We start from the raw sequence: 24,507 nt of genomic DNA, 5'->3' as shown, positions 1-24,507 counted from the left end.
ATTACACCTTGAGGCGAGAGGAACGGGTAGCGTTGAGAACGTCCATCGTCATCACGTCATCGACCTTCGGCTGAGCTTTCTGGAACTGGCCCAGCTGACCGTACATCGTGATCTGCTCTTCCCAGACCTTCGCGTCCATCGTGCCCCAGCCCTGGGTCTGCGTGGTTTGATCGAACGCGTAGCCCATCAGCGAATCAATCGCGACACGCTCATCGGCGTGGTTCAGGTTCGGATATTCCTTGATGAGCAGATCGACAGCCTGGTCGCGATGCGCATTCGCATAGAGCCAGCCACGCGCGGTGGCGCGCAGGAAACGTGCAACGGTGTCGGGATGGTCCTTGAGTGTCGCGGTGTTCGCGTAGTACGGCAGCGCGTAAAGGCGCACGCCGGTGTCCCACAGGCGCAGGTCGACGCGATCGGCCCCGAGCGGCTTGAGCGCCGTGGTGTTGGTTTGCCAACCCGTCACCGCATCGACCTGGCCACTCAGAAGCGGCATCATGTCGGCGCCGATCGGCACGATGTTGACATGGCTTTCCGGAATCTTGTTCTTCGCGAGCAGCGCCTTGAGCAGCACCATGCCCGTCGACTGAATACCGATACGCTTGCCAATCATGTCGTGCGCAGTGCGCACGGGATTCTTCTTGAGCGAAAAGAAACTGTAAGGATGCTGCTGCAATCCGACCGCAATGCACTTGATCGGCAAGCCTTCCGAGACCGCAAGCATGATCGACGGGCTCGACGAAATCTCACCGGCGTCGGATCGGCCCGAGGCGACAATCGCGACGCCGTCAATGTTCGGGCCGCCCGGCTGGATGTGAAAGTCGATTCCTTCCTGATCGTAATAGCCGAGCCGTTTCGCCGTCACCTCGCCGACCTGGTTGCCGCCCGGAATCCAGCCCAGCTGCATGTTGACGGTTGCCCTGTCACCCGCAAAGGCGCGCACCGAAAGCAGTGCGCCCGTTGCAGCCATGCCGCCCGCCGCGAGTGTCATCCGCAGCAAACGCCGACGTCCGGCATTTTCGATTACTGACATCATCTCCTCCGTTGGTCCTTCCTGGATACAAGGGGCCGGTCGTTTAACGCTCAGTGCTGCCGGTCCAAACGATTATTAAGAGCCAAAAGTGTCCCCGCAAGCATCAATTTTGAAGATGAGTGATGCCGAAATTAGAGCACCCCATCTGCGCCAAATATCAGACGAATTAAGTGCGAGCGTGCGCGATTCGCGCACCTCCCAACCCTTGGCGCGCTAAAAATTCGATCACTGGTAGTCAAATTCAGTTCTAGCTGTCGCGAATTTTGTTCCGCAAGAATCGCCAGCAATCGCATCAGATTCGCATCGCCGTACGGGGCGATTGCCGAAGGGCAGTCGCAGCGACAGACCGCCGAGGCGCGGGAACGCCTTGCTGAGCTGTCCACTCACCCTGGAAAGCTGAGACGGTAATCGGAGACACAAAGCCTTCGCTGCGACGCAATGGCTTTGCTTCGGCATCCTAAAAATAGTTCGGATTCAAGTATTTACTTTCACTTTCCCAAAACAAGCACTCAAAGGAAATCATGAATCGACGCATCTTCGTTCTCGCTTCAATGGCCTTGTTCTGCCAGACGGCATCCGCCCAAAGCAGCGTGACCCTGTACGGGCTGATCTCGACCGGCATCGTCTATGCGAACAACCAGAAAGGGGCCGACAAGCAAGGTCACGCGACGTGGCAATTCGCGAGCGGTCCGATGCAGACGCCGCGCTGGGGGATGAAGGGCGTAGAGGATCTGGGTGGAGGCCTGAAGGCCATCTTCACGCTGGAAGGCGGCTACAGCGTGGCGACTGGCGCACTGTCGCAGGGTGGTCGTGAGTTTGGCCGGCAGGCGTTTGTCGGCTTGTCGTCGGATACCTTCGGGACGGTGACGCTAGGCCGTCAATACGACGAGGCGGTAACCCTGTGTACATTCTCGTCGGCCTGTCAGTTCGCGGCCTACGGCGCGCACATTGGCGACAGTGACAATGTATTCGACACGTTCCGGATCAACAACGCGGTCCAGTACAAGAGCATCGACTATAAAGGTCTTCAGTTTGAAGGGCTCTACGGCTTTTCGAATAAGGCGGGCGGCTTCTCCGACAACAACGCTTATAGCGCCGGCGTGCAATATCGAAACGGGCCGCTGTCGGCCGGTCTTGCGTACCTTCAGGTCAATACACCGAACGACGCCAATAACACGAACGGCGCGGTGGTGAACGACTATGGCTTCACGTCGCCGTTCATCACGAATCCGGCGACCAATGCGGGTGTCAGCAAGCAGAGGATGTTTGGAGCGGGCGGCGCCTACGCGTTCGGCCCTGCGAACCTATCGCTGCTTTATACCAATGCGCGATTCGACTATGTCGACACATCACGCCTGACGCTGCAGAATTTTGAGGTTTCGCTGACCGACTACGTGACGCCGCAGCTTATTCTGGGCGCCGCGTATATCTTCACTACCGGGCAATACCACCCGCAGGACAACAGTCCAAAATGGCATCAGGTGAATACCGGCGTGGATTACCTGCTCAGCAAGCGCACCGATGTCTTCCTCGTCGGCATCTATCAGAAAGCGGCGGGTGACGCGCAGTACGCGCAGATCTATTCGCTTTCCCCGTCTACCACCAAGTCGCAAGTTTCGGCGGTGATCGGGCTTCGGCATAAGTGGTAAGCAGTGTGACTGGCTAGCACGACGATGCAGAACGCCGGATCGAAGCATCCGGCGTTCTGCGGAGGTCTGGCCGACAGTGTCGACAGCCTGCAGAAAATCAGCGCTCCACTTTCGACATAACTGCCGTCGTCGGGTCGTACCGATAGCCCTTCTGCGCAAGCCGCTCGGCCATCGAAGCGCTGATAAGCTTCTGCTGCGTGTCCCGGGATACCAACTCACTATCTGGCTTCAGCCGCTCAAGTTCAGACGAGAGCTTCCGGATGAGCGCTACTTCTCCCGTGCTGCGTGAGTCGATAAACAATAGCTTCTCGTTAGCTGAACCGAGTCGTTCCTTCAAGTCCTTGGCATGCTCTACCCATTGTTCTGCAATCGCGCGAAGCTCGGTAAAGGCCTTCTCATGCGCTTTGGCCTGCGCCGAGATCTGGCGTTGTAACTCGGCGACTTCTTCCGCCTTCGCAGAGTCGCCCGCTTGAATGGCAAGTTGCTGGCTGCGTCGCGCTTCTTCCGCGCGAGCCTTCTCGACTTCAGCGAGGCGCTGGGCCAGCATCGCCGCACGCTGCTCTGCGATCTCTGCCCGCTCCCTCGCAGCAGATGCGTCCTGCGAAACCTGGGTCAGTTCAGCATTAGCGGACGCTTTCGCCTGAGCCATGGCGCTGACCTGCTGCCGCGCCGCCTCGAGTTCTCGGGTGATGCCTTGCAGTTCGTCGCGCTGACTCGACGCTTCCCCGCTGCGCTCTGCGTTTGTCCGACGCTCTGCTTCGAGCGTGATTCGCGCTTCCTCAAGTTCCCGGGTGACGCGCCGCAATTCGTTGAGCTGGGCCGATGCTTCCTCGCTCCGTGCGGTACTTGTCTGGCGCTCTACAGCGAGCGCGGTTCGAGCTTCATCGAGTTCCGCCTCTATCGCAGCGACCCGCGCAAGGCTCTCGTTTGCCTGCGTCGTAGCAGCTTCTGCGCGCGATGAAGCCGCACTGGATTCCTGCGCCAATCGTTCCGCTTCGGCCGACTTCGCTTGCTCGACTTCTGCAAGGCGTTGCTGCAATGTCGCCGCATGCTGTTCGGCAGTTTCCGCTCGCCCCTTCGCAGCAGACGCATCTTGCGAAACGTTGGCAAGTTCAGCGCTCATGGCAGACGCGTTCTGCGACACCTGAGCCAGTTCAGCGATCGCGGCCGTTTTCGCCGCAGTCATTGTGCTGACCTGTTCCCTCGCCTCATCGAGCTCCCGACCGACGCGTTGCAGTTCGTTGAGCTGTACCGACGCTTCCTCGCTCCGTGCTGCACTTGTCCGGCGCTCTGCTTCAAGCGCGATGTGCGCCTCCTCAAGCTCCCGACCGACGCGTTGCAGTTCGTTGAGCTGTACCGACGCTTCCTCGCTCCGTGCTGCGCTTGTCCGGCGCTCTGCGTCGAGCGCGATGTGCGCCTCCTCGAGCTCCCGACCGACGCGTTGCAGTTCGTTAAGCTGAGTCGACACTTCCTCGCTCCGCGCTGCGCTTGTCCGGAGCTCCGCTTCGAGCGCGACGCGCGCCTCATCCAGCTCCCGACCGACGCGCTGCAGTTCGCTAAACTGATTCGACGCTTCCTCGCTCCGCGCCGCGCTTGTCTGGCGTTCCGCTGCGAGCGCAGTACGCGCCTCATCCAGCTCAGCCTCCAGCGCGGTGACCCGCGCAAGGCTCTCGCTCGCCTGCGCCATAGCAGCGTCTGCACGCGACGACGCCGCGCTGGCTTCCTGCGACCACCGCTCCGCTTCGGCAGACTTCGCCTGCTCGACTTCTGCGACACGCTGCTCCAACGTCCTAGCACGCTGTTCTGCGGCCTCGGCCCGCTCCTTCGCGGCCGACGCGTCGTGCGAGACCCGGGCCAGTTCAGCGCTCGCGACAGACGCATCCTGCGAAACCTGAGCCAGCTCAGCGCTCACAGCCGCTTTCGCCTCAGCCATAGCGCTGACCTGCTCCCGCGCCGCCTCCAGTTCACGGCCGACGCGCTGCAATTCATCAAACTGAATCGCTGCTTCTTCACGGCGCGCCGCATTCGTCTGGCGCTCTGCTTCGAGCGCAAAGCGCGCCTCGTCCCGTTCAGCCTCCGCCGCCGTAACCCGCGCAAGGCTCTCGTTCGCCTGCGCCGTCGCGGCTTCTGCGCGCGATGAAGCCTCACTAGCCTCCTCCAACGCTCTATCCGCTTCGGCCGACTTAGCCTGACAGTCATAGCCCAACGAGATGACCTCCTGCCGCGCCTCGTCGAGCTCCTGCTTCATCCGCGCTATTTCATCGTTTTGACTGGCAACAGCGGCGGCCAACTCTCCACGCGCGTGACGTTCCTCATCGAGTTCCGCCTTCGTGTGCTCCAACGCGGCCTCTTCCACCGACACACGCTGCGCCAGTTCTTCCGCTCGAGCCTCGCCAGCCTCAGCGCGCCCCGTCGCGGCTGCGAGTTCCGCCGCGAGACGCGTGGACGTATCCTCGGCGGTGCTCAGCGCGCTCGTCAGCGCAACGTGCCGCTCACGCCCGGTTTCGACTTCGGCCACCGTCTTCTGATACTCGACAAGCGCCTCGTCCCGTTCCGTGCGGGCGGTGTCGAGGTGCTGGTTCACGGCACTCAGGTGCTGACTGACCGCTTTATCGGCTTCGCCTTGGGCGGCCATCCAGATCCGATCGGCGGCGCTCATCATGGTTTCGGCGATGTGCTCCGGCAACGCGGCCTGGACCTGCAAGTGGGGCGTGACAGGCTGCCGCGCGTCGCGCCAGCGTTGCAAAGCTGCCGCAATGGCAACGATCGAACCGCCCGGAATCTCCGGCCAAACGGTCACCGGGGACACTTTCCGGCCTTCTTCGACCATGCGATCTGCGATTCCGGCGACGAGTTCGTCCGTGATTGTGTCTGCGTCCGTAGACATAAGCGCCTCAAAGCTCATTTTGACCTGACGAAAAATTGAGTCCCCAATACGTTACTCCACCCAGCAATATTCCCGATGAAAGGATTGCGGGTTGGCTCATACCGCGCGACCGCGCGACTTGCCGCTCACTGAAAAACCCGGCAACGCGATGACCAACGTCATCGTCGCGGTACAGCGCGTGTGACCGACATTATGGGCGATATCCCCGCAGCGTCGGACGAGCAGACACGCGGCGTCGAACTGCAGCATCGAACGGACCAACCGTCGCGGTGCCGACTTTCTGAACTCGGTCACAACCGTCCCACAGCACGCAACTGCCAAATACTGGCCAATTCCAGCTGCCGCGCGAGGCGTACAGGCTCACAACTCCCGGGCTGCGTTGCGCAAAATTTCCTGAGCGCGTTGCGCGATCGGGGATAGATAACCGGCCCTTCGTATCAGTCCGACCTGACGCACCAGGCCGTCGAGCTGGATCGGGCGCACAGCAATGTCGAACGGTAGAGGGCCCGGGTCGAAGCTGCGCGCGTTGATAAAGCTGACCAGCTGCGTAGTGGAAACGATCAGAATCAACGCGGCCAGACTATTGGCCTCGGCTACAACGCGCATACGCGGGTAGCCCTGTTTTGCAAAGGCTTGCTCGATTTGCACACGTGCAAATTCCTGTCGACTGGACGCGGCCCATTCGCAGTCCACCAGATCGTCTAGCGTGACCGATTCCCGCCTGGCCAGAGGGTGCCCGGTGCTAACCATCAAGCTGTAGTGATCGTCATACAGCACCTCTTTGGCCATGGATGCGCCCAATGTCTCGGGCAAGGGACACACAGCCAGCTCCACTTCACGCTTGTCGATGGCGTCCAATAGCATGTCGCTAAACGCTGTCGTCACAGTGACGCGTGCGGCGGGCCGCTCCGCCAGCAGCGTTGGGAACAGCGAGCGCAGTGCAAAACTCGTGGTGGCCGGCGTCGCGCCGATGCGCAGCAGGCCCGCATGTCCTCCGCCAATACCGCGCGCTTCCTGCACCGCACTATCGAGCTGCATGGATACGCCCAATACACCTGCGCTTGCTGAAAGGCGACTTTGGCGGCTTTCCTGTCGATCGCCTGACGCATAGCTTGCAGACTGCCACGCTGGCGCATCGCGACAGCCAGGACGAGGAATACGTCGTCTGCGCGCTGTTGCACGACATTGGCGACACGCTGGGAAGTTACAACCATGCCGACGTTGCAGCCGTGCTGCTCGAGCCATTCGTCAGCGCGGAAAATCACTGGATGGTCAAGCACCACGGGGTCTTCCAGGGGTATTACTTCTTTCACCACATGGGCATGGACCGCAATCTGCGCGATAACTACCGCGACGTGCCGGAGTTGTTCAAACGTACTGCGCATTTCTGCGAGAAATATGACGCGGCGGCCTTCGATCCGGATGCGGAAACGCTGCCGCTAGCGTTCTTCGAACCGATGGTGCGACGAGTGTTTGCCGAGCCGAAGCGAACCCTGTACAAAGCCGCATTCGAAAAAATCGGCTGAGTGTCTAAACGGCTGGCACTAATCGTCGTCCTCCTCGTGCTGACGATGTTTCCAGCCCTTATGCCAGCCATTGTCGTGCCATTGCCGACGGTCCCTGTACTCGCCCTCATATCCGCGGCCGTAGGCGACGGGCGCTTGCGCGTACACGACGGGCGGCTCCTGATACACGACTGGGGATTGCTCGTGTACGACGGGCGCCGCTTCAATGACGACGGTAGGCGGCGCTTCATACACGGGAACGTACCGCGCCGAACGGAGGCGATCCTGCGGGGCGAAATCGCCCGCACGACCAGGCCGCCCCAAAGCGAACTGCGGTTCGGCGACATCCCGGGAAGGCGCAGCGCCGTGATCGAACGGAGGGGAAGGTACGCGCCGGGCGATCTCAGCACGGGAAACCGCAGTTCCGCGAGAAGAAGCCGACGATGATGGTGCGCCACGACCGGACGAAGACGTCTGTCGCTTTGGCGGTGTCAATCGGGTGATGCCGAGCGCCTGCCGCACGCTCGCCATAAAGTGCGACGCCCAATTCCCGCGATGCTGGGGCGCGCCGTTGCCCGCTTTGCCAGGCCGCCCTGTCACTGGTCGCGGTGCAGCGGAGCCCCGGGAAGGTGTCGCGCGGCGTTCGAACGAAGTGGAAGGCGTAGGCGGAGCGAGTTCGGTACGGGCGATTGCGGTGGCGCGAGCAGGAGGCGCGGTTGATGGCGTAACCGGACCGGACGAAGACACTTGTTGCGTCCGCGATGCCGGTCCGGTTATCCCGAGCACCTGCTCTGTGCTCGCCTTCGATTCGACGTAGGCGCTCTGATCACGGTTGGCCCACACATCATAGGTAACGGCACCCACGACCCCGAAGGCCAATGCGCTTGCCGACGCAATCCAAAGCTCGGGGCGTCCGAACCGCGTAGGCAGTCTGGACGGTACTGGATCCACCGCAAGATTGGCGCCCGCAGCCAGGCTACCTGTACCCAGATGCAGCAATCCCGGCTGTCCGGACACGGCGCCAGCCCTCGCCTCATTTCGTCTGATCTTTCGATAGGCCTTGCTCACACTTGTGTGCAGCCCAGGGAACCGCCTGAAGAGGATGATGAGCGAAACGATCACGCACATCAGCGTGTTGGCCAGATTCATCCAGAACATCCCATTCGGAATTCCCCGGCTCATTTCGAGGAGCATGAGTGCGAACGTGCCATTGCTGAGCGCCCAGCTTCCCCAACTGAGCAGACTGTGGCTGCGCACGTCTGTTTCCCTCGCGAGGAGTTTTCCGATAGTCGGAAGGTAGGTCAGGATGCGCGCCCCATTCCAGAACAGGAACATCGCGCTAAGTGCCTGGATGTAGAGTTCGTGAGACATCTCGACTCCCTTGCCATGCATGGCGGGCGGGCCACTTGCTCCGTCGCAGGCATTCGGGGTATTTCATGCGAAGCTCCTCTTCAATGAGGAGCGGCAGTTGCCGCGATCGCCCGTTGGGGCGGCAGCTCTTGCGTACGCTTGTCAGGCGGCCCCGACCGGCGAAGCATGCAGTGCGCATTGAGGAAAGGCATGAAAGCATGCCAACACCGCGTCCGGTGGTCCGATTTGTCGGCCGCGTGGGTAGCAACGTTTTCATAGCGCACTGGCTAATGATAGAAAACTTGTCGCGACATCGCTGCTCCCCGTCTTCTATCGCCTATGGATGTGCTGAACAAGCCGGTGAATCGGTGAATCTGGCGCGTCCACGCGACGTCCCTCTCGTGAACGACATGATTTGACGTCGGCGACATGCGGCACGCCGGTGACCTTTCCCGCTACCAGCGGTGTGCGCTTCTGGAACGCGTCGCACGATCGAGGTACGCGCATATCGAAGCTGAATCAGCCAGCCACCGAAATCAGCGCGGCAGTGTATGCGAGATCGCTTGCAGGCAGACCGTCATCAGCGGACCCGGAACGATGCCGAGCGCCAGCACGGCCACGCCGTTCAGCGCAAGCAGCGTACGGTTGCCGGCGCCGGCCGGGAGCGGCGTCGTGTCCTGCGGTGCGTCGAAGTACATCAGCTTGACGATGCGCAGGTAGTAGAACGCGCCGAACAGCGACGTAATCACGGCCAGTACCGCGAGCCATGTCAGGCCGGCGTTCATCGTGGCTTCGAGCACCGCGAGCTTGGCGTAGAAGCCGACCGTCGGCGGGATGCCGGCGAGCGAGAACATCATCACCATCATCACGAACGCGAACACCGGGCTGCGTTGATTCAGGCCCTTGAAGTCCTCGAGCATATCCGCTTCGAAATCGCGGCGCGCCAGCAGCATGATCACGCCGAACGTGCCTGTCGTCGTAACGAGATACACAATGCTGTAGAACGTCGCCGAACCGTACGCGCTGGCCGCGCCTTCGGTCTTGCCGTCGACAACGCCCGCCAGCAGACCCAGCAGCACGAACCCCATGTTCGCAATAGCCGAGTACGCGAGCATCCGCTTGACGTTAGGCTGGACGATACCGGTAATGTTGCCGACGACCATCGACAGCGCCGCCAGAATCACGAGCATTCCCTGCCAGCCGGCTGCGAGCGGCAGCAGCCCCATCACGAGGAAGCGCAGGCCCCAAGCGAACGCCGCGACCTTCGGACCGCCGCCGACGAAGAGCGTCATTGCGGTCGGCGCGCCCTGGTAGACATCCGGCACCCACATATGGAACGGTACCGCGCCCATCTTGAATGCAACGCCTGCGACGATGAAAATCACGCCAAACAGCAGCACGGCATCGTTGATGTGGCCTGAAGCCACCGCCTTCAGTACCTCGTTCAGTTCGAGCGAGCCCGTCGCGCCGTAGAGCATCGAGATGCCGTACAGCAGGAAACCCGTAGCCAGTGCGCCAAGCACGTAGTACTTCATCGCCGCTTCGCTCGATTGCGCGACATCGCGGCGCAATGCGACCATTGCGTACAGCGACAGTGACATCAGTTCGAGACCGAGGTAGAGCATCAGGAAGTGGTTGCCCGAAATCATGATCAACTGGCCGAGCAGAGAGAACATGCCGAGCAGGAACACGTGGTCGCGGAACATGTCGCGATCTTCGAGATATCTACGCGAATAGACGAGCGACACAGCGAAGCCAAGCGACACGACCGACTTCATCACGCTGGCGAATGAATCGATTACGATCATCCGCGAGAAGAAATAGTATTGATGCGGGTCGAACGATTGGATCGCGAACCCCACACACGCCACGGCCGACGACAGGAGCGCGATGAGGTAAGTAAGACGCCGGTTCGTTGCCTCGGAGCAGAAGTCTCCCACCCGGGAGGCGATCACGATCCCGAGCACGACCACCGCGTCGGGCAACAGCACATGAGCGGCTTGCATGATCTTTATGGCTCTTACGAGATTGGGTGAGTCACGTTGAAAGCGGTGGGTGGCCCGGCACAACAAGAGCAGCGTGACGACCGCGCCGAAAGCGTCGACTATGCGTTGATGATACACAGCCATCGCTGTCAGGTATCGATGATTTTCGCTATACGTGATGGGCGGTGAGATGCCTCCCTATATAGGCCCAAAGTCCAATAGCCTGCGAATTTCATTAAAAATATCATGTGTTTTGGGTTGTTCCAGAGGCAGTCGCGGAACAGCCCCATGCGACCAAATCTGACCGGGCGACCCAGATACCTTCACGAGTTCATGCGCTGACAACGGACGGGCATCGTGATCGACAACGCGTTTCGCAAGACGATCGATGGAATCTCCACCTTCCTCAAACTGGAATCGGCGGGCGGACTGCTGCTCATGGCCGCAGCAGTACTCGCGCTGATCTGCAGCAACTCCCCGCTTCGACACGCGTATGACGATCTGCTGAAGATCCCCGTTGAGGTTCGCTTTGGATCACTAATTGTCGCGAAGCCGTTGCTGCTGTGGATCAACGACGGGTTGATGGCCATCTTCTTTCTCCTCGTCGGACTGGAGGTCAAACGCGAGGTCATTGAAGGAGAGCTTTCCACTCCCGCACAGGTCGTGCTGCCTGTCGCCGCTGGAGTCGGCGGCATGGTCGTGCCCGCACTCATCTACTTTCTTATCAATCGTGGACATGGCGCGGCCTTGAATGGCTGGGCCATTCCAACGGCCACCGACATTGCATTTGCGCTCGGCATTCTTTCGCTGCTCGGCAAACGGGTGCCTGTTTCGCTGAAAATATTTCTCACCGCGGTGGCGATCGCCGACGATCTGGGCGCGATCGTTATCATCGCGCTGTTTTACACGGCCGATCTTTCCATCCCGATGTTACTTTTCGCGGCCGTGGCAATTGCAGTGCTGATTGCCTTGAACCTGCTGAAAATCACACGAATTGCACCTTACGCTATTGTCGGCGTGATCTTGTGGGTGTGCGTGCTGAAGTCCGGCGTTCACGCAACGCTCGCAGGCGTTGCGCTCGCTTTCGCCGTGCCGTTGAAGACGAAGGACGCGCAAGGCGACTCTCCGCTTCACCAACTGGAACATGGACTCCACCCCTGGGTGGCCTTCGCTGTTTTGCCGATCTTTGCTTTTGCCAATGCCGGCGTCTCGTTCGCTGGCGTGACACTCACGGCACTGGCAGAGCCGCTGCCGCTTGGCATCGCCGCAGGTTTGTTCGTCGGAAAACTCGTCGGCGTTTGCGGGGCAAGCGCCGCGCTGGTTGGGCTCGGTTTGGCCAGGCTACCTGAGGGCGCTAACTGGCCTCAGTTGGTTGGCATCGCAGCACTGTGTGGTGTCGGCTTCACCATGAGTCTGTTCATCGGCTCACTCGCTTTCGAAGGTCCCGAATATTTCACACCCGTCCGGCTGGGGGTGATCGTTGGGTCGATGCTATCGGGCACGATGGGCTATCTACTTCTCAGGTTCGTGCGGGATCAATCTGGAACAACCTCGTCGTCGAACGGGACTCACTAGCCGTTCATTCAGGTACGGAATAGCACGCACTCGACTGGCCCGCGTTTGCTCCGGAGCGAACGTGGAACGTCTAGGCGAGCAGCGACAAGGCATCCACGAGCGACAGCACCGTGGTACGCGACTCGAATGCGGTGGAGAACAGATGTTCATGGACCACCTGATCCGGGTCGTAACAGCAATCCTTGACCGTGTACAAGCGGAAGTCCGCGTCGCTCGCATACGCGACCGACGACAGCACAACACCGGTCGACGCAATGCCGACCATAATCAGCGAATCGATACCTTGTGCAAAGAGTCGTGCCTGCAGATCGGTGCCGAAGAACACGCTGGCGCGATGCGCGATGATGACCGGTTCACTGGTCCGCTGGCCTAACTCCGGCGCGATCCGGTCGTCGACGAAGAGGCCAAGTTGCCTGATTCCCTGCCCATTCTTGTTCAATGGGCTGACTTCCGGATAGCCCGGACTGAACTGGAGGTTGGCGAAATAGACGCTGACGCCTTTGGCCCGCGCCGCGTCGCATAGCTTGCGCGTATTGGCGAGCAAGGCCGGTGCGACCGATGGAAAGAGCTCGAGAATGTCAGTCTGATAATGCATGACGACAAGCGCGGTTCGCGCCGGCGAAATCGCCTCCATTTGCACTTCTCCTTTATTTCGACACGCGGTTCATATTCACTACCAGAGAACGTCGAACGCTGCGAAGCATCCATTGTCAAAACGACGCTTCGCTGCGGGGGAAATAATACTTCATGTCGCCACTCCGGCAACGTTGAACAAGGAAGTGCGAAGATCATCGACCCGCAAGCTGGCTGATTAACGCTTCCGCCCGAACAACGGCCCTTCCGATGTTGCTATCGACCAGGCGGATGCACCCGCATCCTCAGGTTCGCCGAACCATAGCGACAAGGCCTCGGCAGTCTCCTCATCGTCAGGACAGGCTTCACTTGCCCACGCGACGAACCCGTCAGGACGCACCAGTACAGCACGCAAACCCAGCCGATCCCTGGCGTCGCCTGCGACATAGCTGACCCGTTCTCGCCAACGGCTCGTAAGCGCCTCCAATGGCCGAAGTGAGTCGACCACGGAAATTCGTCGTCGGATCGGGATCGGCTAGTTCAGGTCGCCTATCGTCTGCGGCCGAGCGGCCGCTGTCGAACTGGTTTGAGCCGGTCGCCCAGTGGACAGATAACGCCACAACGGGCCGGTGTGCTCCCGGCCCGCTGTGGCGTTAGATACGCACAGCGTTGCTGAAAAACTGCGGAAGCGCTGTACCTTCGATCACGCCGCCTTGAGGAGTCCAAGTTGTTGCAACGCCGTTACGCCGTCGTCCAGCCCGATTTCTTCGACGATCTTGCCACCATTGAGCCGTAGCACGGTCGTGCCTGTGAAGCGCATTTTCCGTCCGGTCGCGGCCGGCAGCGATCCGATGAGGAAATCGCTGAATGCCGGACCGGTATGTGTGCCTCCACCCTCCCAACGGCCGACTACATAGTCCCCCTCGGCGATGAGATCAGCGGCGCCCCAGAAGTTGAGATCCGGAAACGCTTGGCGGAAATCGGTCATGAATGCCTTGATGTCCTCGCGGCCACGGCGCGCCTCGTGCAGCGAGTATTGAAGAAGCATGTCAGGAGCAGCAAGTTCGTCGACAATGTCGAGCTTGCATGTCTTGCCCCAGAAATCGGTGAACCAGCGGCCCACGACGGCCTTGTTGTCATCTTCCCTGGACATGGTGAATTCCTCATTGACTGTGGTTGAAAGAGGGAAACGCAAAGGCTTCCCTCTGTCTGCACAATATTGGCGCCAGCATTCAGCCGCCCCCCGTTTCTTGCTGCAATACTCGATAAACCGACACGCGTCTTGTGGTGGCGATGGTCACTGCGCGCGTCGTTCGTAAGCGACGGAGCCAGGAGGCGTAGCGACGTGAAATAGACAGCAAGAATCGGGGTGCCCATACCGACTTGCTGCCATAGCCTGTCCATGCGATCGCACAGTAACCGAGGCCGGCGGACGAAGGGCGATGCGCTCGAACCGCGTGCATCTTGCGGGCGCCCGAAGCGCCAATGCCGTCATCGACGTAGCGCTCGCCTGTCCCTCATTGAAAGGAGTTCAACCATGTTGCCATTTCTCTCGTTTCACGCGCTCGCAGCCCAACGCGGCGATGGACTGCGCCCTCAACTTCTAGCCTTGTTTGAACGCCATGCGCGATCAGAGACTGGTCTCGCTGCCATCATCGAACCTGTCGAAACAGAGTCTCTTTCCCAGGTTGCAGGCGCCGTCTCCAATGGTCCTGTGAAGGAGTGACGGGCCGATGAGGCGTCGGCGAACGTCTTATGCTCCAGCTGGAGCGGACAGTAGGTCACGAGTTCTGAGCGACTCAATCGGATCGCGTGCTGCCGATCACAGACTTGCGCGACTCAGGTTGCGTATGCCCTTCGCATGAGGCAGCACGCGGCCAGTTCCCGCCATTCGCAAGCGTGCGCGGGCTGGTGTTTGAGCGGCAGCTCCGCAACCAACGGTGGACGTTCGCCGCGTTGATCTGCCGTCAGCTGGATGGGCTTTTGCGGCCACTGGTTGGGGTGAGAAAAATCGGGCAAGGTTTGCCTTGGACCAACCTGTGCTGAGTAACTCGATCACTCAGCTCCTCTGTCTTGTTGCGCGTGATCTAACAAAACTGAGCGTTAGCCGCCGTGATGATGTCGAGCCCTATGCTGGATGACGAGCGTCCCCAATAGCTGGACGAGGCGTATAGCTTCCTTGGCTAGAGCGTTCCCCACGCCGCGTCTTAGCGCGACGACTCAACTAAAGCCTTTAACTTAGGGAACAAAGCCGCGTAAGGTCCAAGTTTACTTGCTTTGGCAAATCCGAGTGCGTCAGCTTCAACGCAGATCTGAGCGAGTTTTTTATATGAATACTCTGAATCGAAAAGTTCGACGTCGTTTGCTCTGTATGTTCCAGTCACCACACTTTCAACATTTAACTCAAAGATTTTTTGGCAGGCATCGAGTGACTTCGTGAGAACTGTTGAAAATACATCATCAGTAGCAATATCGAACTCAAGTTGTGCTATAACCGGACCAGAATCAACTTTCTGGCTCGGCAGAATCCTGTGCAAGGTGACGCCATATCGTTGTTCGCCCTTGCAAAGCGCCGCAAAAATACAAACTTCCGCAGCACCTCTGTATCTTTGAGTGAGCCCGTTATGAATATTAAAAAAATTAACACTTGAACATAATAATCCATTACCCAAGATATATTTGTTGTTGATTGAAAAAGCCACATTACCCTTGAGATCATCCAGTATCGGCAGCAGATCAACATTTGGATTTTCCGCCTCCAATATCGCAACATCAAGCTTTTTGAGTCTTGGTATAGAAGGGTCGCCAACTGGACAACACACGACATCAACATTCAGCCCAAGCTTGTGAGCGCAACTTACCGCTTGCGTAAGAAGATCGCCGCCGCCCACAAAGATCATCTTAAGTCCTTGTGTATGAAATATCCGGACGCTCATCAAGCAGAAGGCAGTCGAGCAAAGACAGCACTTCTTCCAGCACCCCGGCGCTACGACGATCGACCAGCATCAACGGCGCGCCGGACTGCATGATGATGGCCGCGATCCGCGTAGCCGGAATCTCCGGGCTGAGCTTTACATAGGCCATCCTGGCGTCGAGAATTCCCAGCACGCCAACATAGGCGGCGACGCTACGATGCCCAAACAGCAAACATCGCCTCGCGTCGCTGGTCTGTCCAACCGCTGCAAGCACGGCGCCAACGGTATCTGCAGCACGCTCTTGTGTCATCCCTCGACGAACCTCCAAGGGAACCCCCTCATTGCCGACAGCCGGGCGGGGCAATTCCATCCTCTCCGGCAAACTTCAAGCCCCCAATTGAAGGCTTCCGACTAAGCAATTAAGCATAGAGTAGGGAACCGCTGGTCTCTGCGCGATACCGCACGCAGAACCGCGATAGCGATTGCCATCATCGATTTCAAAATTCGTCGCCATCGTCCTGATCGATGGCACTAGCTCAGTCACCGCGCACATTCCACACCACGTTTCCATACGGCCTTATATTGACAACGGTCTCGAACTTTTTTCGGAGGCGGCCATTCGCAGCACACCGTGTTCGACTCGGCGCCGATGGCCACCCAATGTGACCGACTGAACGGCCGTTGCACCTTGGAGAGCCGTCGCCGGACCCTTGCAGGGTCGAACGGCGGCAGTGGGTCGATTCTGTTGAAAAAGTCGTAGCGCGTCGCGCTAACATCGCGAGCGAAAAATTCGACCTCTCAGATCGCCCCACAAACCGCTCGCGAGCATCGGCTAAGGGTAAAGCGACCCATGAAAGCCGGATAAGAACGGCCGTCACCGACTTTTTCAACAGTATCGGTCGTTCACGGACCTCCGTTGTCGCAGGTAGCATCCGGCGGTGTAAAGAACAACAATGTCGGAGATCAGGGGCAGCGCAACGCGAGGACTCTGATAAGTATCCTGGCACCCGTTACCCATTGGGAGCACCCTTAAGCCAAAGCTTCGCAGCATCTCGACACGTCGCTAGTCACGCTCTCACCGCACGGCTATGATTTGGGGCACGGTGGCCCATTCAGAAACGCCGTGCCACTGCGTCAAAATTACGAAGCTTGTCTTTGCCGCGTTGGCGGCGCCGTGGTTGAAGAAAAGCGCTTTTTGCAGGTCCTGGAAACCAGAACAAAGGGGAATGCCGTGGCCAAGTCGAAGGAACTAGCCGCAGCGAGAACCACGAGGCTTCGATGCGAGAAGTATGCGTACTCATTGCTTTTGCGATAACTGCTTCAGGAGCGGTTGCCGCCCCATCAGCTTCTGTCTTGTGGGGGCCGGATTATCCCCTTCCTGTTCAATGGCGTCGGGGGTTGCCCGCCGCCGAAAGTCCTCCACCACTACCGGATGCGCATGCGCAGGCGTGCTTTAAACGGTCCACAGCGGAAGAGCTGATCCACTCTTTCGATAGGCTCTCCGCCGAGTTACAAACCCTGTCGCCCTCTCTCGGCCGGTACGAGTTCCTGCGTGCGTGGCTGCGATCAACGTGCTCGCTAGACGTCACTTCCATCTGAAACAGCGATTGGGCAGCGGATTGAAAAAGCCCGCGAGGCGGATGTAGATGGCGGACACAGACCGGCCAGTCTGAGGCGGTCAGACAAAATTGTCGATCGACCTTGTCGGTTAATTTGAGTCAATCACCGTTGACGAAGCGAGACTGATCGACACCGCCCTTTCGGCCGAGCGGGGGCTTAAAAATCCGGCGAGCAGCGGGTTGCTTCCCTAATAGGTACCGTGTCCAACGCGTCCGCAACCTTGGACATCAATCCGGCTTTTTTCCACTCGCGCCATTTAATGTAGCAGGTCTGCGCAGGTGGGTAATGGCTGGGGAGGTGGTGCCATTTTGCGCCTGTCTCCATGACCCAGAAGATCGCTTCAATGATAGGGCGCGGGTCTCGGCGTGGGCGTCCGACGCCCTTGCTACTAATAGGCGGAAACAGATGTTCAATCTTGGACCAGTCTTCGTCTGATAACGGAAAATGAGGCATCTTCAATCTCTGAAACAAGCTTTACGCACCATTGAGATAGCAGCAGCCGACCACGAACAGAACCATCAGAACAATCGCAGTCGTCGTGCCTACCCAGATAAGCACGTCGTTAAAGGTTGCATTGGCAAACCGCCACGCTCGGCGGCGCTTTTCGCTCACAGAAGAACTATCGTTTTGACCTTGGGCGATCATGTGCGACTCAAGCTTTCGATGCCGAAGAATGGAATCGAACATTGATATGCCGAATTGCGCTCCACGATTGAAGCGTTGAGGCAGCGTTGCGTCATGCGTCGGGCCGTTTGCTTTTGGCGATGGCCGAATCCAGAATCTGTTTCGTCTCAACTTCGAGACCAGGAAACGTCACCTGCATGATCCGGGCAAGTTGCGTAGCGCATTGACGTGCTTCGATTGGGGCGTTCAGTTCGAGAACTTCAAGTAGCATGACGAACACGGCCAGAAAAGCATCGGACACTGGCGTTGTCCGGGCATGCTCATGCAAATAGGTGCAGTAACCGAATAGATGACGGACAAATTCGACCTGACGTGCTGCGAATTGATCGTCGTCGATCGAACCCGAGGCAACGATTGAAGGCTTGTCGGCGGTCAACGTATGGGGCAGCCGCACGTACGATGTGAAATCGCTCAAGCGAAGGCTCCGGTAACAACTTGAATGTAATGCAGAAAGGCGCGCGACCGCCCCTCATGTATCGAGCGCATGCCGTGTGCTATAACAAATTAATTGGCCTTACACGTTACACGCTGATTCGCACATTTTCTATTCGAGGCAGTATTTCATACCGCCTTGTCGACGTCAAATGTATTTGACAACCCTTTTCGTCCTTCCTGAATGACATTCGATTGGCATGCGCTGTACGACGACGTGAAGCGGCTCGGAGAGTTTTGCAGCGATGCACAACTGGCCGAGAGCCTCGGGCTGACACGCGCCCAGATTTCGGCATGGCGCACGGGCAAGAGCGATCTGGGAACGCTCGCGAAACTCAAGATCCTTGACGCGCTCGGGCATGACACGTTGCGCACGGCAGTGCTGAGTCTGTTGCCTGAGCAGAATCGGGACGAACTTGAACGGCTGCATATCAATCTGACCGAGCGGGTGTTACGCGGTATGCAGGCACAGGCTCGTGCGACTGACACGCCTGGCGATGGGCTACAGGCTCGGGACGAGAATCAGTTGCTGGCTGGCCTCCCCGCCGAGGAGTGGGCGCGCATCGTGCCGCATCTCACTCCCGTTTCCATGCCGCTGGGGAAGGTGTTGCACGAGCCGGGCGACCGCCTGACGCACCTGTATTTACCCACCACGGCAATTATTTCCACGCTGCATGTGACGGATAGCGGCGGGTTGGCAGAGACGGCGGTCATCGGCAAAGATGGGTTACTTGGCATAACCGTCTTTATGGGCGCAGACACCGCGTCGAATCGTGCCGTGGTCCAGAGCGCGGGCGAGGCTTACCAGTTGAACGCGCAGTTCGCCGTGGAAGAGTTTGCACGTGGCGGCTCTGTGCAGCGAATTTTCCTGCGCTATGCGCAAGCGCTGATTAGCCAGATGGCCCGGACTGCCGTGTGCAATCGGCATCATTCGATTACTCAGCGGTTTTGTCGATGGCTGATGCTGAGTCTTGATCGCCTTGAGGCGAGTGAGTTGCACGTGACACAGGAATTGATCGCGAACATGCTGGGCGTGCGTCGGACGAAGGTGGCAGAGATCGCGAAGCAGCTCGAGGATACCGGCGCGATCCGTTACGACAATGGACGGATCCGGCTGGTCGACCGCGCTGCGCTGGAACTTCAGGCCTGCGACTGTTACGCCGTCATTCAGCGCGAATCTGAGCTGCTTTTTAGCAGCCTGTGAGGAAGCGCGGCTTGCCATGAGACGCGGTTGACACAGGGTGTTCTGGCAAGCGCGGATCAGCAGGTCATGAACGGCTGACAAGGGTGATCGGACAAGGTCGCGTTCCGTTTCAGTGCGGCCGGTTGCTAATCTAACGTGGCTTCCCGGATGATCTCCTTGATTTCGAGCCGATCCTTGAGGGCTGCCCCGTCGGCATACGCGTCGGCCTCAGTTTCTCTCAAGAGTCCGCACGGCAACACATCGTTAAACACTGAGCCGTCCGCAGCAATTGTGACCACTTCCACATAGCCACGAAACGTGCCTCGTTCCAGTTGCTGTGCCCCGGCGGAAACGACACGGTAGATGAAACGGAAAGTCCCCATCTTTTATCCTCTCTCGGTTGAGCGGTAAAGGAGAGGCGGATCCTCTGTCGGCACGGATGTCCGAATTGCAGTCAATCTTCAGACAATAGGTGCATGATGGTCAAACAGCGGCGCCATGGCCCATTTGACGCGCTTTGGCATGGCGAACGTTGAGCCCGATCAACTGATCGTCTCGCCGACGTCAAGCTCGGACTGTGCGTCGAGCACTCCTTGACTACATGTTCCGTACGACAATTGCATTAAGCGGTGTAAATGTCGCAGCAGGGCAATTCGTCGATAGCGCGGACAACGGAACTAGTCCTCGGCGCGCGGTTATTTTTCCTTGCGCATTCCTGATCGATTGAGCGTGATCGGCACTGGTACTCTCAGCGTCCCGCACCATCCGCTGCGGTCAGCGGTGCGCAGTCGGGAGCATGAACGACTGCTTTTCGACAAAGCTGAGACGTTAGAAAGAGCTCACTGAAGGGCAGTTCACGATCACCGCCGGTCGCATCAGATGGAGCACCAACCCACACATGTCGATGCAAGCCTGGGCACTCGATGCCGCCGTGCCGCTACCAGGTTGTGTCAAACCCTTTGCCGCAAGATGCCTATGCGAATGGCAGCGGTACGGGCTGCACTTCGAACCTTTGACGAACCAGATCAATGATAAGAAAACTACACGCGTTCCTGGCCACTACCATCGCGATCGCCGCTGTGCCTCTCCACGCCCAGCCGTTGCTTCAATACGTTCCAGCTGTCCTCATGCAGTGCCACTATGGCTCCCCCCCTTATGGTCTCTCGACCAGCGTTGTTCGCACGCTGCCGACACAAGGCCTGCTTGCAGTCGTCCGGGCCTCGGTGGATGCGCAGGGGAAGGTGACGGATGCCGTGCTGGTTCGGTCCTCCGAAGATCCGATGTTTGACGATATCGCGCTTCGTAAGTCGCAATTGGCCATTTGTAACGCGTTTACCGGCACAGACGGGAAACCGGTTGCCATCGAGACGGAATTCCAGTTTTTCGTCCTGCGCACCGATGCAGTCCGATCGTTCGCGAAGAAACTCCGGCAGCGCATCAGACCCAATATCGTCTGGGACGGGAAGGACCGAAACCTGCAAACGATTATTGCTGTGCGCAGTGAGCCAGACGGTCGGCTTCTGGAGGCAACCATCGCCCAATCCAGTGGCAATCCCGAGTGGGATTCAGCTGCCCTGCAGGCCGTCCTGCGTTCGGACCCGCTGCCTGCCGATGACGACGGAAAGACGCCGGCTAAGTTGAGGTTGACGATCCGACCAGGGCCCGATTAACAGGCAGGGATCAATTGGCCGCTTGCTGGAATATTGATTGTCCGCATCGGGTCGCGTGCTACCGATCGTCGACAGTGGGTGACCGGCTTTTTAAGCCGCCGCCGAATCCATGCGCGGTTCGGCGAACTGTCCGAGACCGAGACCCTCCATCAACTGGGCATGGATCGACACTGCTTGAGCATTGATAGCGTCAGCGCCGAACGACTGCCCCACTACCAAACGTGCGGGACGCGTGCCACCGAAAAAAGGGAAGGTCACCCGGCCGAGGATCGAGCCGATATTCACAACCAGGCCATCACCCTGTTTCCTGAAGGTCAGGCAATACAGCCCTCAGGGTTCGTTGGATGCCGAATACGTTCACGTCGAAGAGCGCGTGTACCTGTTCCGTCTTGAACGCTCGAGCACGGCTCAAGGTCGAATTCAACTGTTTGCACCCCAAACTGAATACTCGAACCCGGTAGGTGTCCCACCGCCATTTTCCTGGTAGACCCCTGCCTCTCCTGGTTTGCCCGTTGCATCAAAAAGATACTTCATAGCGTCGACGATTCCAGGCTGCTCCATGAACCACACGCCGTAGTTCGGGTCCATCCAGAAATACTCTTGTTTGCCGACATGGTACAAACCCAACGAATGGGCGATATCTTTTCCGAGGATGCCAAATACGATTCCCCGGTCTTCTGTGAACTGCTGGTTTCTAATTGCCTGCTGCACCGCTTCCCAAGACGTTCTGGTCTGTATTTTCAATGAATTGGCCGACTCGATAACTTTCATTCCGCTGAACCGTGCACGCAATGCTATTCCAACGTCATCAAAGTACATCCGCTCCACCTCCTCGGAATATTCCTTAAAGATGCCCACTTCGATCGGCTCAGTCTTTCTCCATTCCCAGTAATCGTGATCATATGCATCCCGATTTGCTTCCGCCAGGTACTTCTCGATGACCTTAGGATCAACCCCCTCCGGTGCCGCGGTTATGTTGTATTTCTGTGCCCAGAGGGTGATTTTCCCTTTCACAATATATCTCTGATTGGGATCGCCCTTTCCGGATGCGCCTTTCCACTCGGCAGTCAATGCGATCCATTCCGAAAGACACGGGTGACGTGCCCCATTAGTCTGAAAATCGCTATCAAAGGCACTCCGCGATCTGTCGTAGATTATTTTCTGCGCGTGTTCTCTCTTATCATCTTTCTTTTTAGATTTCTCTAAAATTTTGATTTTATTTTCCTTAAAAAAGTCCTGGTCTTGATCAATCATCATCTTGGGATAAAGAGAGGATTGGGGGTTGATATTTTTGTCTCCTACCAATATTCTCCGTACCCATTCCATGACCACCCCGGTGCACATACCCTTCCCTTGACGGTAATAGCACACTGGTTCGATGGCCAAGCCGTCGAGCTTTGTTCGCACATCCTGCATCTCGTACATTTTGTGCCACCTCCAGACTGGCGATTACACGTTTTCGTGTGCCTCGTTATCGACGGGCAGGGCATACCTGGGGTTGAAAGCACTTGGTTTCGACGCGTGGAAGTCTCTCAGCGTGAGGATCGGGATATTGTTCTGTGCCGCGCTTGCGACCGTATTCTTCACAGTCTTGTAGAGCTTGTTATCAGTCTTGTCGTATTTTGCCTGCAGCTTTCTCGCCCGCGCGGCTGCGTACTTCGCCCAGAGCGCGATTTCGTTGCCCTGAGCGGTCGGCGCGCACCAAGGCGGCGGTACGCTCTTGAAATCCTTGAAGAACACAACGTGGTCCTTGAGGTAGTCCCAGTTGCGGAAAATCTCCCGGATCTCCGATGTGCATACCGGCACCTTCTGCTTGACCGATTTGCCGCCTGGGTCCCTGAGGTTAATGGCGGCGCCCGTGACAACCGTTAAGAGGGTCAGGTCGTCCAATGCGTAGGCAATCTTGACACCGTCCTTGATCGAGTCGTAGATCAGAAATTTGCACGCGCGACGCACGGCGAAGTTCTTCAGGCTACCCGTCAGATCCTTGAGTTCTTTTTTGGACTTGTACAGATCCAGATTGTCCTTTTTCGCGCCGGAGAAAAGCTGATCGGCGTTGGGTACCGCAGTGAGTCCAAGGCTGGAAGTCTCGAACCGGGTGCTGAACGCAGCCCGCTCTGCTTCACGCGTGGCATCTTGCGGAGTGGGATCGGCGCCACGTATGAGCGCGAAGCCTGCGCCGTGGGCGACCACGTCGCCTTGTTTGTTGAAGTCGATGAAATAGTTCGACACCTGTTTCGAGACCGCCTTGTCGGATGCGACTTTCGGTCCCACTTTTTTTTCGTCGATGGAAGTTTGATTCGCTTTGAAGGCTTCCTCCGCCAGCAGAGCGATCGCAAGATAATTGCGCTGGGGATCGTCCATGCCGTAGATGATGAACTGGCCCGTCAGCAGGGCGAGGAAATGTGCCGGATCCGAGTCGCGCTTTTTGCTTTTCAAAATCGCGTTAATCGATTTGAGGTGTTCGCTCGTGACGTTCATGACGGCCTCCCGATGGCGTGCACGATTCAGTATCGACTGGAGATTGGGTTCGTGCAAGCAACGTCACGGGTCGGGTTTACGCAATGCTATGGCATGGGCATGACGATAATATCGGTTGGATCCAGTTTCAGCGGAGTCACTGATCCTGTTGGCCCGGGTTCGCGCTACGACACTGGGCCATGATGCCTGCTGCATTTACTGCACCACGCAATCCACGTCAGAGCCCTTCCCACCGGCATTCGTCGCCGGTGCATTCCGACTGATCGACAGCGGCATCGTTACCGGCACGCCCTGTGCCGGCGGTATCACCATCGGCGGGGTATTCAAGTTGGCTACATAGCCGAACTGGCCGGTCTGATAGACCTGTTGGCCGGCCGGATTGCTGAGCACTACGGCACCCTGCGACACGTCGACATACAGACCATTCTGCGGCGTGTTCCCACTCGGCGTCGGGACGCTGCCGCAATCGTTCTGGCAGAACAGCGCACCGAAGTTGGTGCCACGTACGCCGATGGCGCCCGTCGGCGTCTCAAAGCTGACGGCATCATGGTTGCGCTTTCCGATCAGACCGGTTACCGAGCGCAAGCCGCCGTTGACCAGGCGGATGGCGACATTGTCCATCTCCGGGTGATCCACGTCGTACACGTAGCTTTTGATGACGACTTGCGAAGACGGGCGCACTACCATCTCGCCGTTGTCGACAAATTTCACTCGGGTGTACGTGTTCACTTCGGTGACCAACGTGTCGCCCTGCAATACCGATGACTTGACCGCCAGCAGCGCCGTGCTGCCGTCGGCGTGTTTCACCGTCAGCACGCCGGACAAGTGCGTAACCGTGCCCACAGCCTGCGCATAGGCGCTGCTGCCGCAGCCCACCATGACTAGCAGCAGCAGGAATTGCCCCGTGAGCCGGAACATCGCACGGTCGCGCCAATGGGTTGTGTTGATGACTCGTTTCATTGTCG

General features: G+C 58.4%; 23 protein-coding genes and 1 pseudogene. 6 read left to right on the top strand and 18 right to left on the bottom strand.

Going from position 1 to position 24,507, the window contains the following annotated elements; translation table 11 throughout:
* Window position 1: 1 nt before the first annotated feature.
* On the bottom strand, window positions 2-1,033 hold the full coding sequence (locus tag KHO31_RS11775) for an ABC transporter substrate-binding protein (protein ID WP_211623357.1): 1,032 nt from the start codon (window positions 1,031-1,033) through the stop codon (window positions 2-4).
* Between the two features lie 521 nt (window positions 1,034-1,554).
* On the opposite strand from KHO31_RS11775, the gene KHO31_RS11770 reads away from it, so the two are divergent.
* The gene (locus KHO31_RS11770; RefSeq protein WP_201074777.1) at window positions 1,555-2,682 is read left to right on the top strand and encodes a porin; all 1,128 of its coding nucleotides are present in this window, start codon (window positions 1,555-1,557) and stop codon (window positions 2,680-2,682) included.
* Between the two features lie 97 nt (window positions 2,683-2,779).
* Here KHO31_RS11770 and KHO31_RS11765 read toward each other — a convergent pair whose 3' ends face one another.
* A complete protein-coding gene (locus tag KHO31_RS11765) occupies window positions 2,780-5,569 on the bottom strand; it encodes a DNA-binding protein (RefSeq protein ID WP_201085575.1) in 2,790 nt (929 codons plus the stop codon).
* A 360-nt stretch (window positions 5,570-5,929) separates the two neighbouring features.
* Window positions 5,930-6,589, bottom strand: a complete 660-nt coding sequence (locus tag KHO31_RS11760; RefSeq protein ID WP_201074774.1) for a LysR family transcriptional regulator substrate-binding protein — start codon at window positions 6,587-6,589, stop codon at window positions 5,930-5,932.
* Between the two features lie 32 nt (window positions 6,590-6,621).
* Here KHO31_RS11760 and KHO31_RS11755 point away from each other — a divergent pair.
* A pseudogene (locus KHO31_RS11755) lies at window positions 6,622-7,095 on the top strand (HD domain-containing protein); the annotation flags it as partial.
* An 18-nt stretch (window positions 7,096-7,113) separates the two neighbouring features.
* Here KHO31_RS11755 and KHO31_RS11750 read toward each other — a convergent pair.
* Together KHO31_RS11750 and nuoN are read right to left on the bottom strand one after the other, a co-directional pair.
* Window positions 7,114-8,445 (bottom strand): hypothetical protein, encoded by a 1,332-nt coding sequence (locus KHO31_RS11750; RefSeq protein WP_201074770.1) that lies wholly within the window; start codon window positions 8,443-8,445, stop codon window positions 7,114-7,116.
* Window positions 8,446-8,960: 515 nt separating this feature from the next.
* Window positions 8,961-10,430, bottom strand: coding sequence for an NADH-quinone oxidoreductase subunit NuoN (gene nuoN, locus KHO31_RS11745; protein ID WP_201074768.1), 1,470 nt, complete (start codon window positions 10,428-10,430; stop codon window positions 8,961-8,963).
* Window positions 10,431-10,763: 333 nt separating this feature from the next.
* On the opposite strand from nuoN, the gene nhaA reads away from it, so the two are divergent.
* Window positions 10,764-11,984 (top strand): Na+/H+ antiporter NhaA, encoded by a 1,221-nt coding sequence (nhaA, locus tag KHO31_RS11740; RefSeq protein WP_201074829.1) that lies wholly within the window; start codon window positions 10,764-10,766, stop codon window positions 11,982-11,984.
* A gap of 70 nt (window positions 11,985-12,054) precedes the next feature.
* Here nhaA and KHO31_RS11735 read toward each other — a convergent pair whose 3' ends face one another.
* The 3 genes from KHO31_RS11735 to KHO31_RS11730 all read right to left on the bottom strand — a co-directional run bounded on the left by KHO31_RS11735 (window position 12,055) and on the right by KHO31_RS11730 (window position 13,710).
* The gene (locus KHO31_RS11735; RefSeq protein ID WP_201074761.1) at window positions 12,055-12,618 is read right to left on the bottom strand and encodes an isochorismatase family cysteine hydrolase; all 564 of its coding nucleotides are present in this window, start codon (window positions 12,616-12,618) and stop codon (window positions 12,055-12,057) included.
* A 177-nt stretch (window positions 12,619-12,795) separates the two neighbouring features.
* Entirely contained in the window at window positions 12,796-13,065 is a 270-nt protein-coding gene (locus KHO31_RS39275; protein ID WP_328821097.1) for an aromatic-ring hydroxylase C-terminal domain-containing protein, read from the bottom strand.
* A gap of 195 nt (window positions 13,066-13,260) precedes the next feature.
* Window positions 13,261-13,710 carry an ester cyclase gene (locus tag KHO31_RS11730; RefSeq protein ID WP_201074827.1) on the bottom strand — a complete coding sequence of 150 codons (450 nt, stop codon included), beginning with the start codon at window positions 13,708-13,710 and terminating at the stop codon, window positions 13,261-13,263.
* Window positions 13,711-14,094: 384 nt separating this feature from the next.
* Here KHO31_RS11730 and KHO31_RS11725 point away from each other — a divergent pair, with 384 nt between their 5' ends.
* The gene (locus tag KHO31_RS11725; protein WP_201074759.1) at window positions 14,095-14,283 is read left to right on the top strand and encodes a hypothetical protein; all 189 of its coding nucleotides are present in this window, start codon (window positions 14,095-14,097) and stop codon (window positions 14,281-14,283) included.
* Between the two features lie 481 nt (window positions 14,284-14,764).
* Here the strand turns inward: KHO31_RS11725 and KHO31_RS11720 are convergent, their stop codons facing one another.
* The 5 genes from KHO31_RS11720 to KHO31_RS11700 form a co-directional block, all read right to left on the bottom strand.
* Window positions 14,765-15,457, bottom strand: coding sequence for a formyltransferase family protein (locus KHO31_RS11720; RefSeq protein ID WP_201074757.1), 693 nt, complete (start codon window positions 15,455-15,457; stop codon window positions 14,765-14,767).
* Window position 15,458: 1 nt separating this feature from the next.
* A complete protein-coding gene (locus KHO31_RS39270) occupies window positions 15,459-15,842 on the bottom strand; it encodes an AMP-binding protein (RefSeq protein WP_211623355.1) in 384 nt (127 codons plus the stop codon).
* A gap of 1,406 nt (window positions 15,843-17,248) precedes the next feature.
* On the bottom strand, window positions 17,249-17,545 hold the full coding sequence (locus KHO31_RS40000; protein WP_201074752.1) for a transposase: 297 nt from the start codon (window positions 17,543-17,545) through the stop codon (window positions 17,249-17,251).
* A gap of 21 nt (window positions 17,546-17,566) precedes the next feature.
* Window positions 17,567-17,779 (bottom strand): hypothetical protein, encoded by a 213-nt coding sequence (locus tag KHO31_RS11705; protein ID WP_201074750.1) that lies wholly within the window; start codon window positions 17,777-17,779, stop codon window positions 17,567-17,569.
* 49 nt (window positions 17,780-17,828) lie between these two features.
* On the bottom strand, window positions 17,829-18,191 hold the full coding sequence (locus tag KHO31_RS11700; RefSeq protein ID WP_201074748.1) for a hypothetical protein: 363 nt from the start codon (window positions 18,189-18,191) through the stop codon (window positions 17,829-17,831).
* 201 nt (window positions 18,192-18,392) lie between these two features.
* Here KHO31_RS11700 and KHO31_RS11695 point away from each other — a divergent pair, with 201 nt between their 5' ends.
* Complete coding sequence (locus KHO31_RS11695) at window positions 18,393-19,412, top strand: Crp/Fnr family transcriptional regulator (RefSeq protein WP_201085580.1); 1,020 nt, start codon at window positions 18,393-18,395, stop codon at window positions 19,410-19,412.
* A 125-nt stretch (window positions 19,413-19,537) separates the two neighbouring features.
* On the opposite strand, the gene KHO31_RS11690 is transcribed toward KHO31_RS11695, so the two are convergent.
* On the bottom strand, window positions 19,538-19,774 hold the full coding sequence (locus tag KHO31_RS11690; RefSeq protein ID WP_201074745.1) for a hypothetical protein: 237 nt from the start codon (window positions 19,772-19,774) through the stop codon (window positions 19,538-19,540).
* A 645-nt stretch (window positions 19,775-20,419) separates the two neighbouring features.
* On the opposite strand from KHO31_RS11690, the gene KHO31_RS39265 reads away from it, so the two are divergent.
* The gene (locus KHO31_RS39265; RefSeq protein WP_236061344.1) at window positions 20,420-21,061 is read left to right on the top strand and encodes a TonB family protein; all 642 of its coding nucleotides are present in this window, start codon (window positions 20,420-20,422) and stop codon (window positions 21,059-21,061) included.
* A gap of 90 nt (window positions 21,062-21,151) precedes the next feature.
* Here KHO31_RS39265 and KHO31_RS39260 read toward each other — a convergent pair whose 3' ends face one another.
* The 4 genes from KHO31_RS39260 to KHO31_RS11665 all read right to left on the bottom strand — a co-directional run bounded on the left by KHO31_RS39260 (window position 21,152) and on the right by KHO31_RS11665 (window position 24,502).
* A complete protein-coding gene (locus KHO31_RS39260) occupies window positions 21,152-21,346 on the bottom strand; it encodes a hypothetical protein (RefSeq protein WP_236061346.1) in 195 nt (64 codons plus the stop codon).
* Between the two features lie 135 nt (window positions 21,347-21,481).
* Window positions 21,482-22,486, bottom strand: a complete 1,005-nt coding sequence (locus KHO31_RS11675; protein ID WP_201085581.1) for a hypothetical protein — start codon at window positions 22,484-22,486, stop codon at window positions 21,482-21,484.
* Between the two features lie 24 nt (window positions 22,487-22,510).
* A complete protein-coding gene (locus KHO31_RS11670) occupies window positions 22,511-23,542 on the bottom strand; it encodes a hypothetical protein (protein ID WP_201085582.1) in 1,032 nt (343 codons plus the stop codon).
* Between the two features lie 195 nt (window positions 23,543-23,737).
* A complete protein-coding gene (locus KHO31_RS11665) occupies window positions 23,738-24,502 on the bottom strand; it encodes a FecR family protein (protein ID WP_201074738.1) in 765 nt (254 codons plus the stop codon).
* Window positions 24,503-24,507 lie beyond the last annotated feature (5 nt).

The organism is Paraburkholderia domus (assembly GCF_905220705.1).
Lineage (GTDB): Bacteria > Pseudomonadota > Gammaproteobacteria > Burkholderiales > Burkholderiaceae > Paraburkholderia > Paraburkholderia domus.
This window is presented reverse-complemented; position numbering and strand designations above follow the sequence as displayed.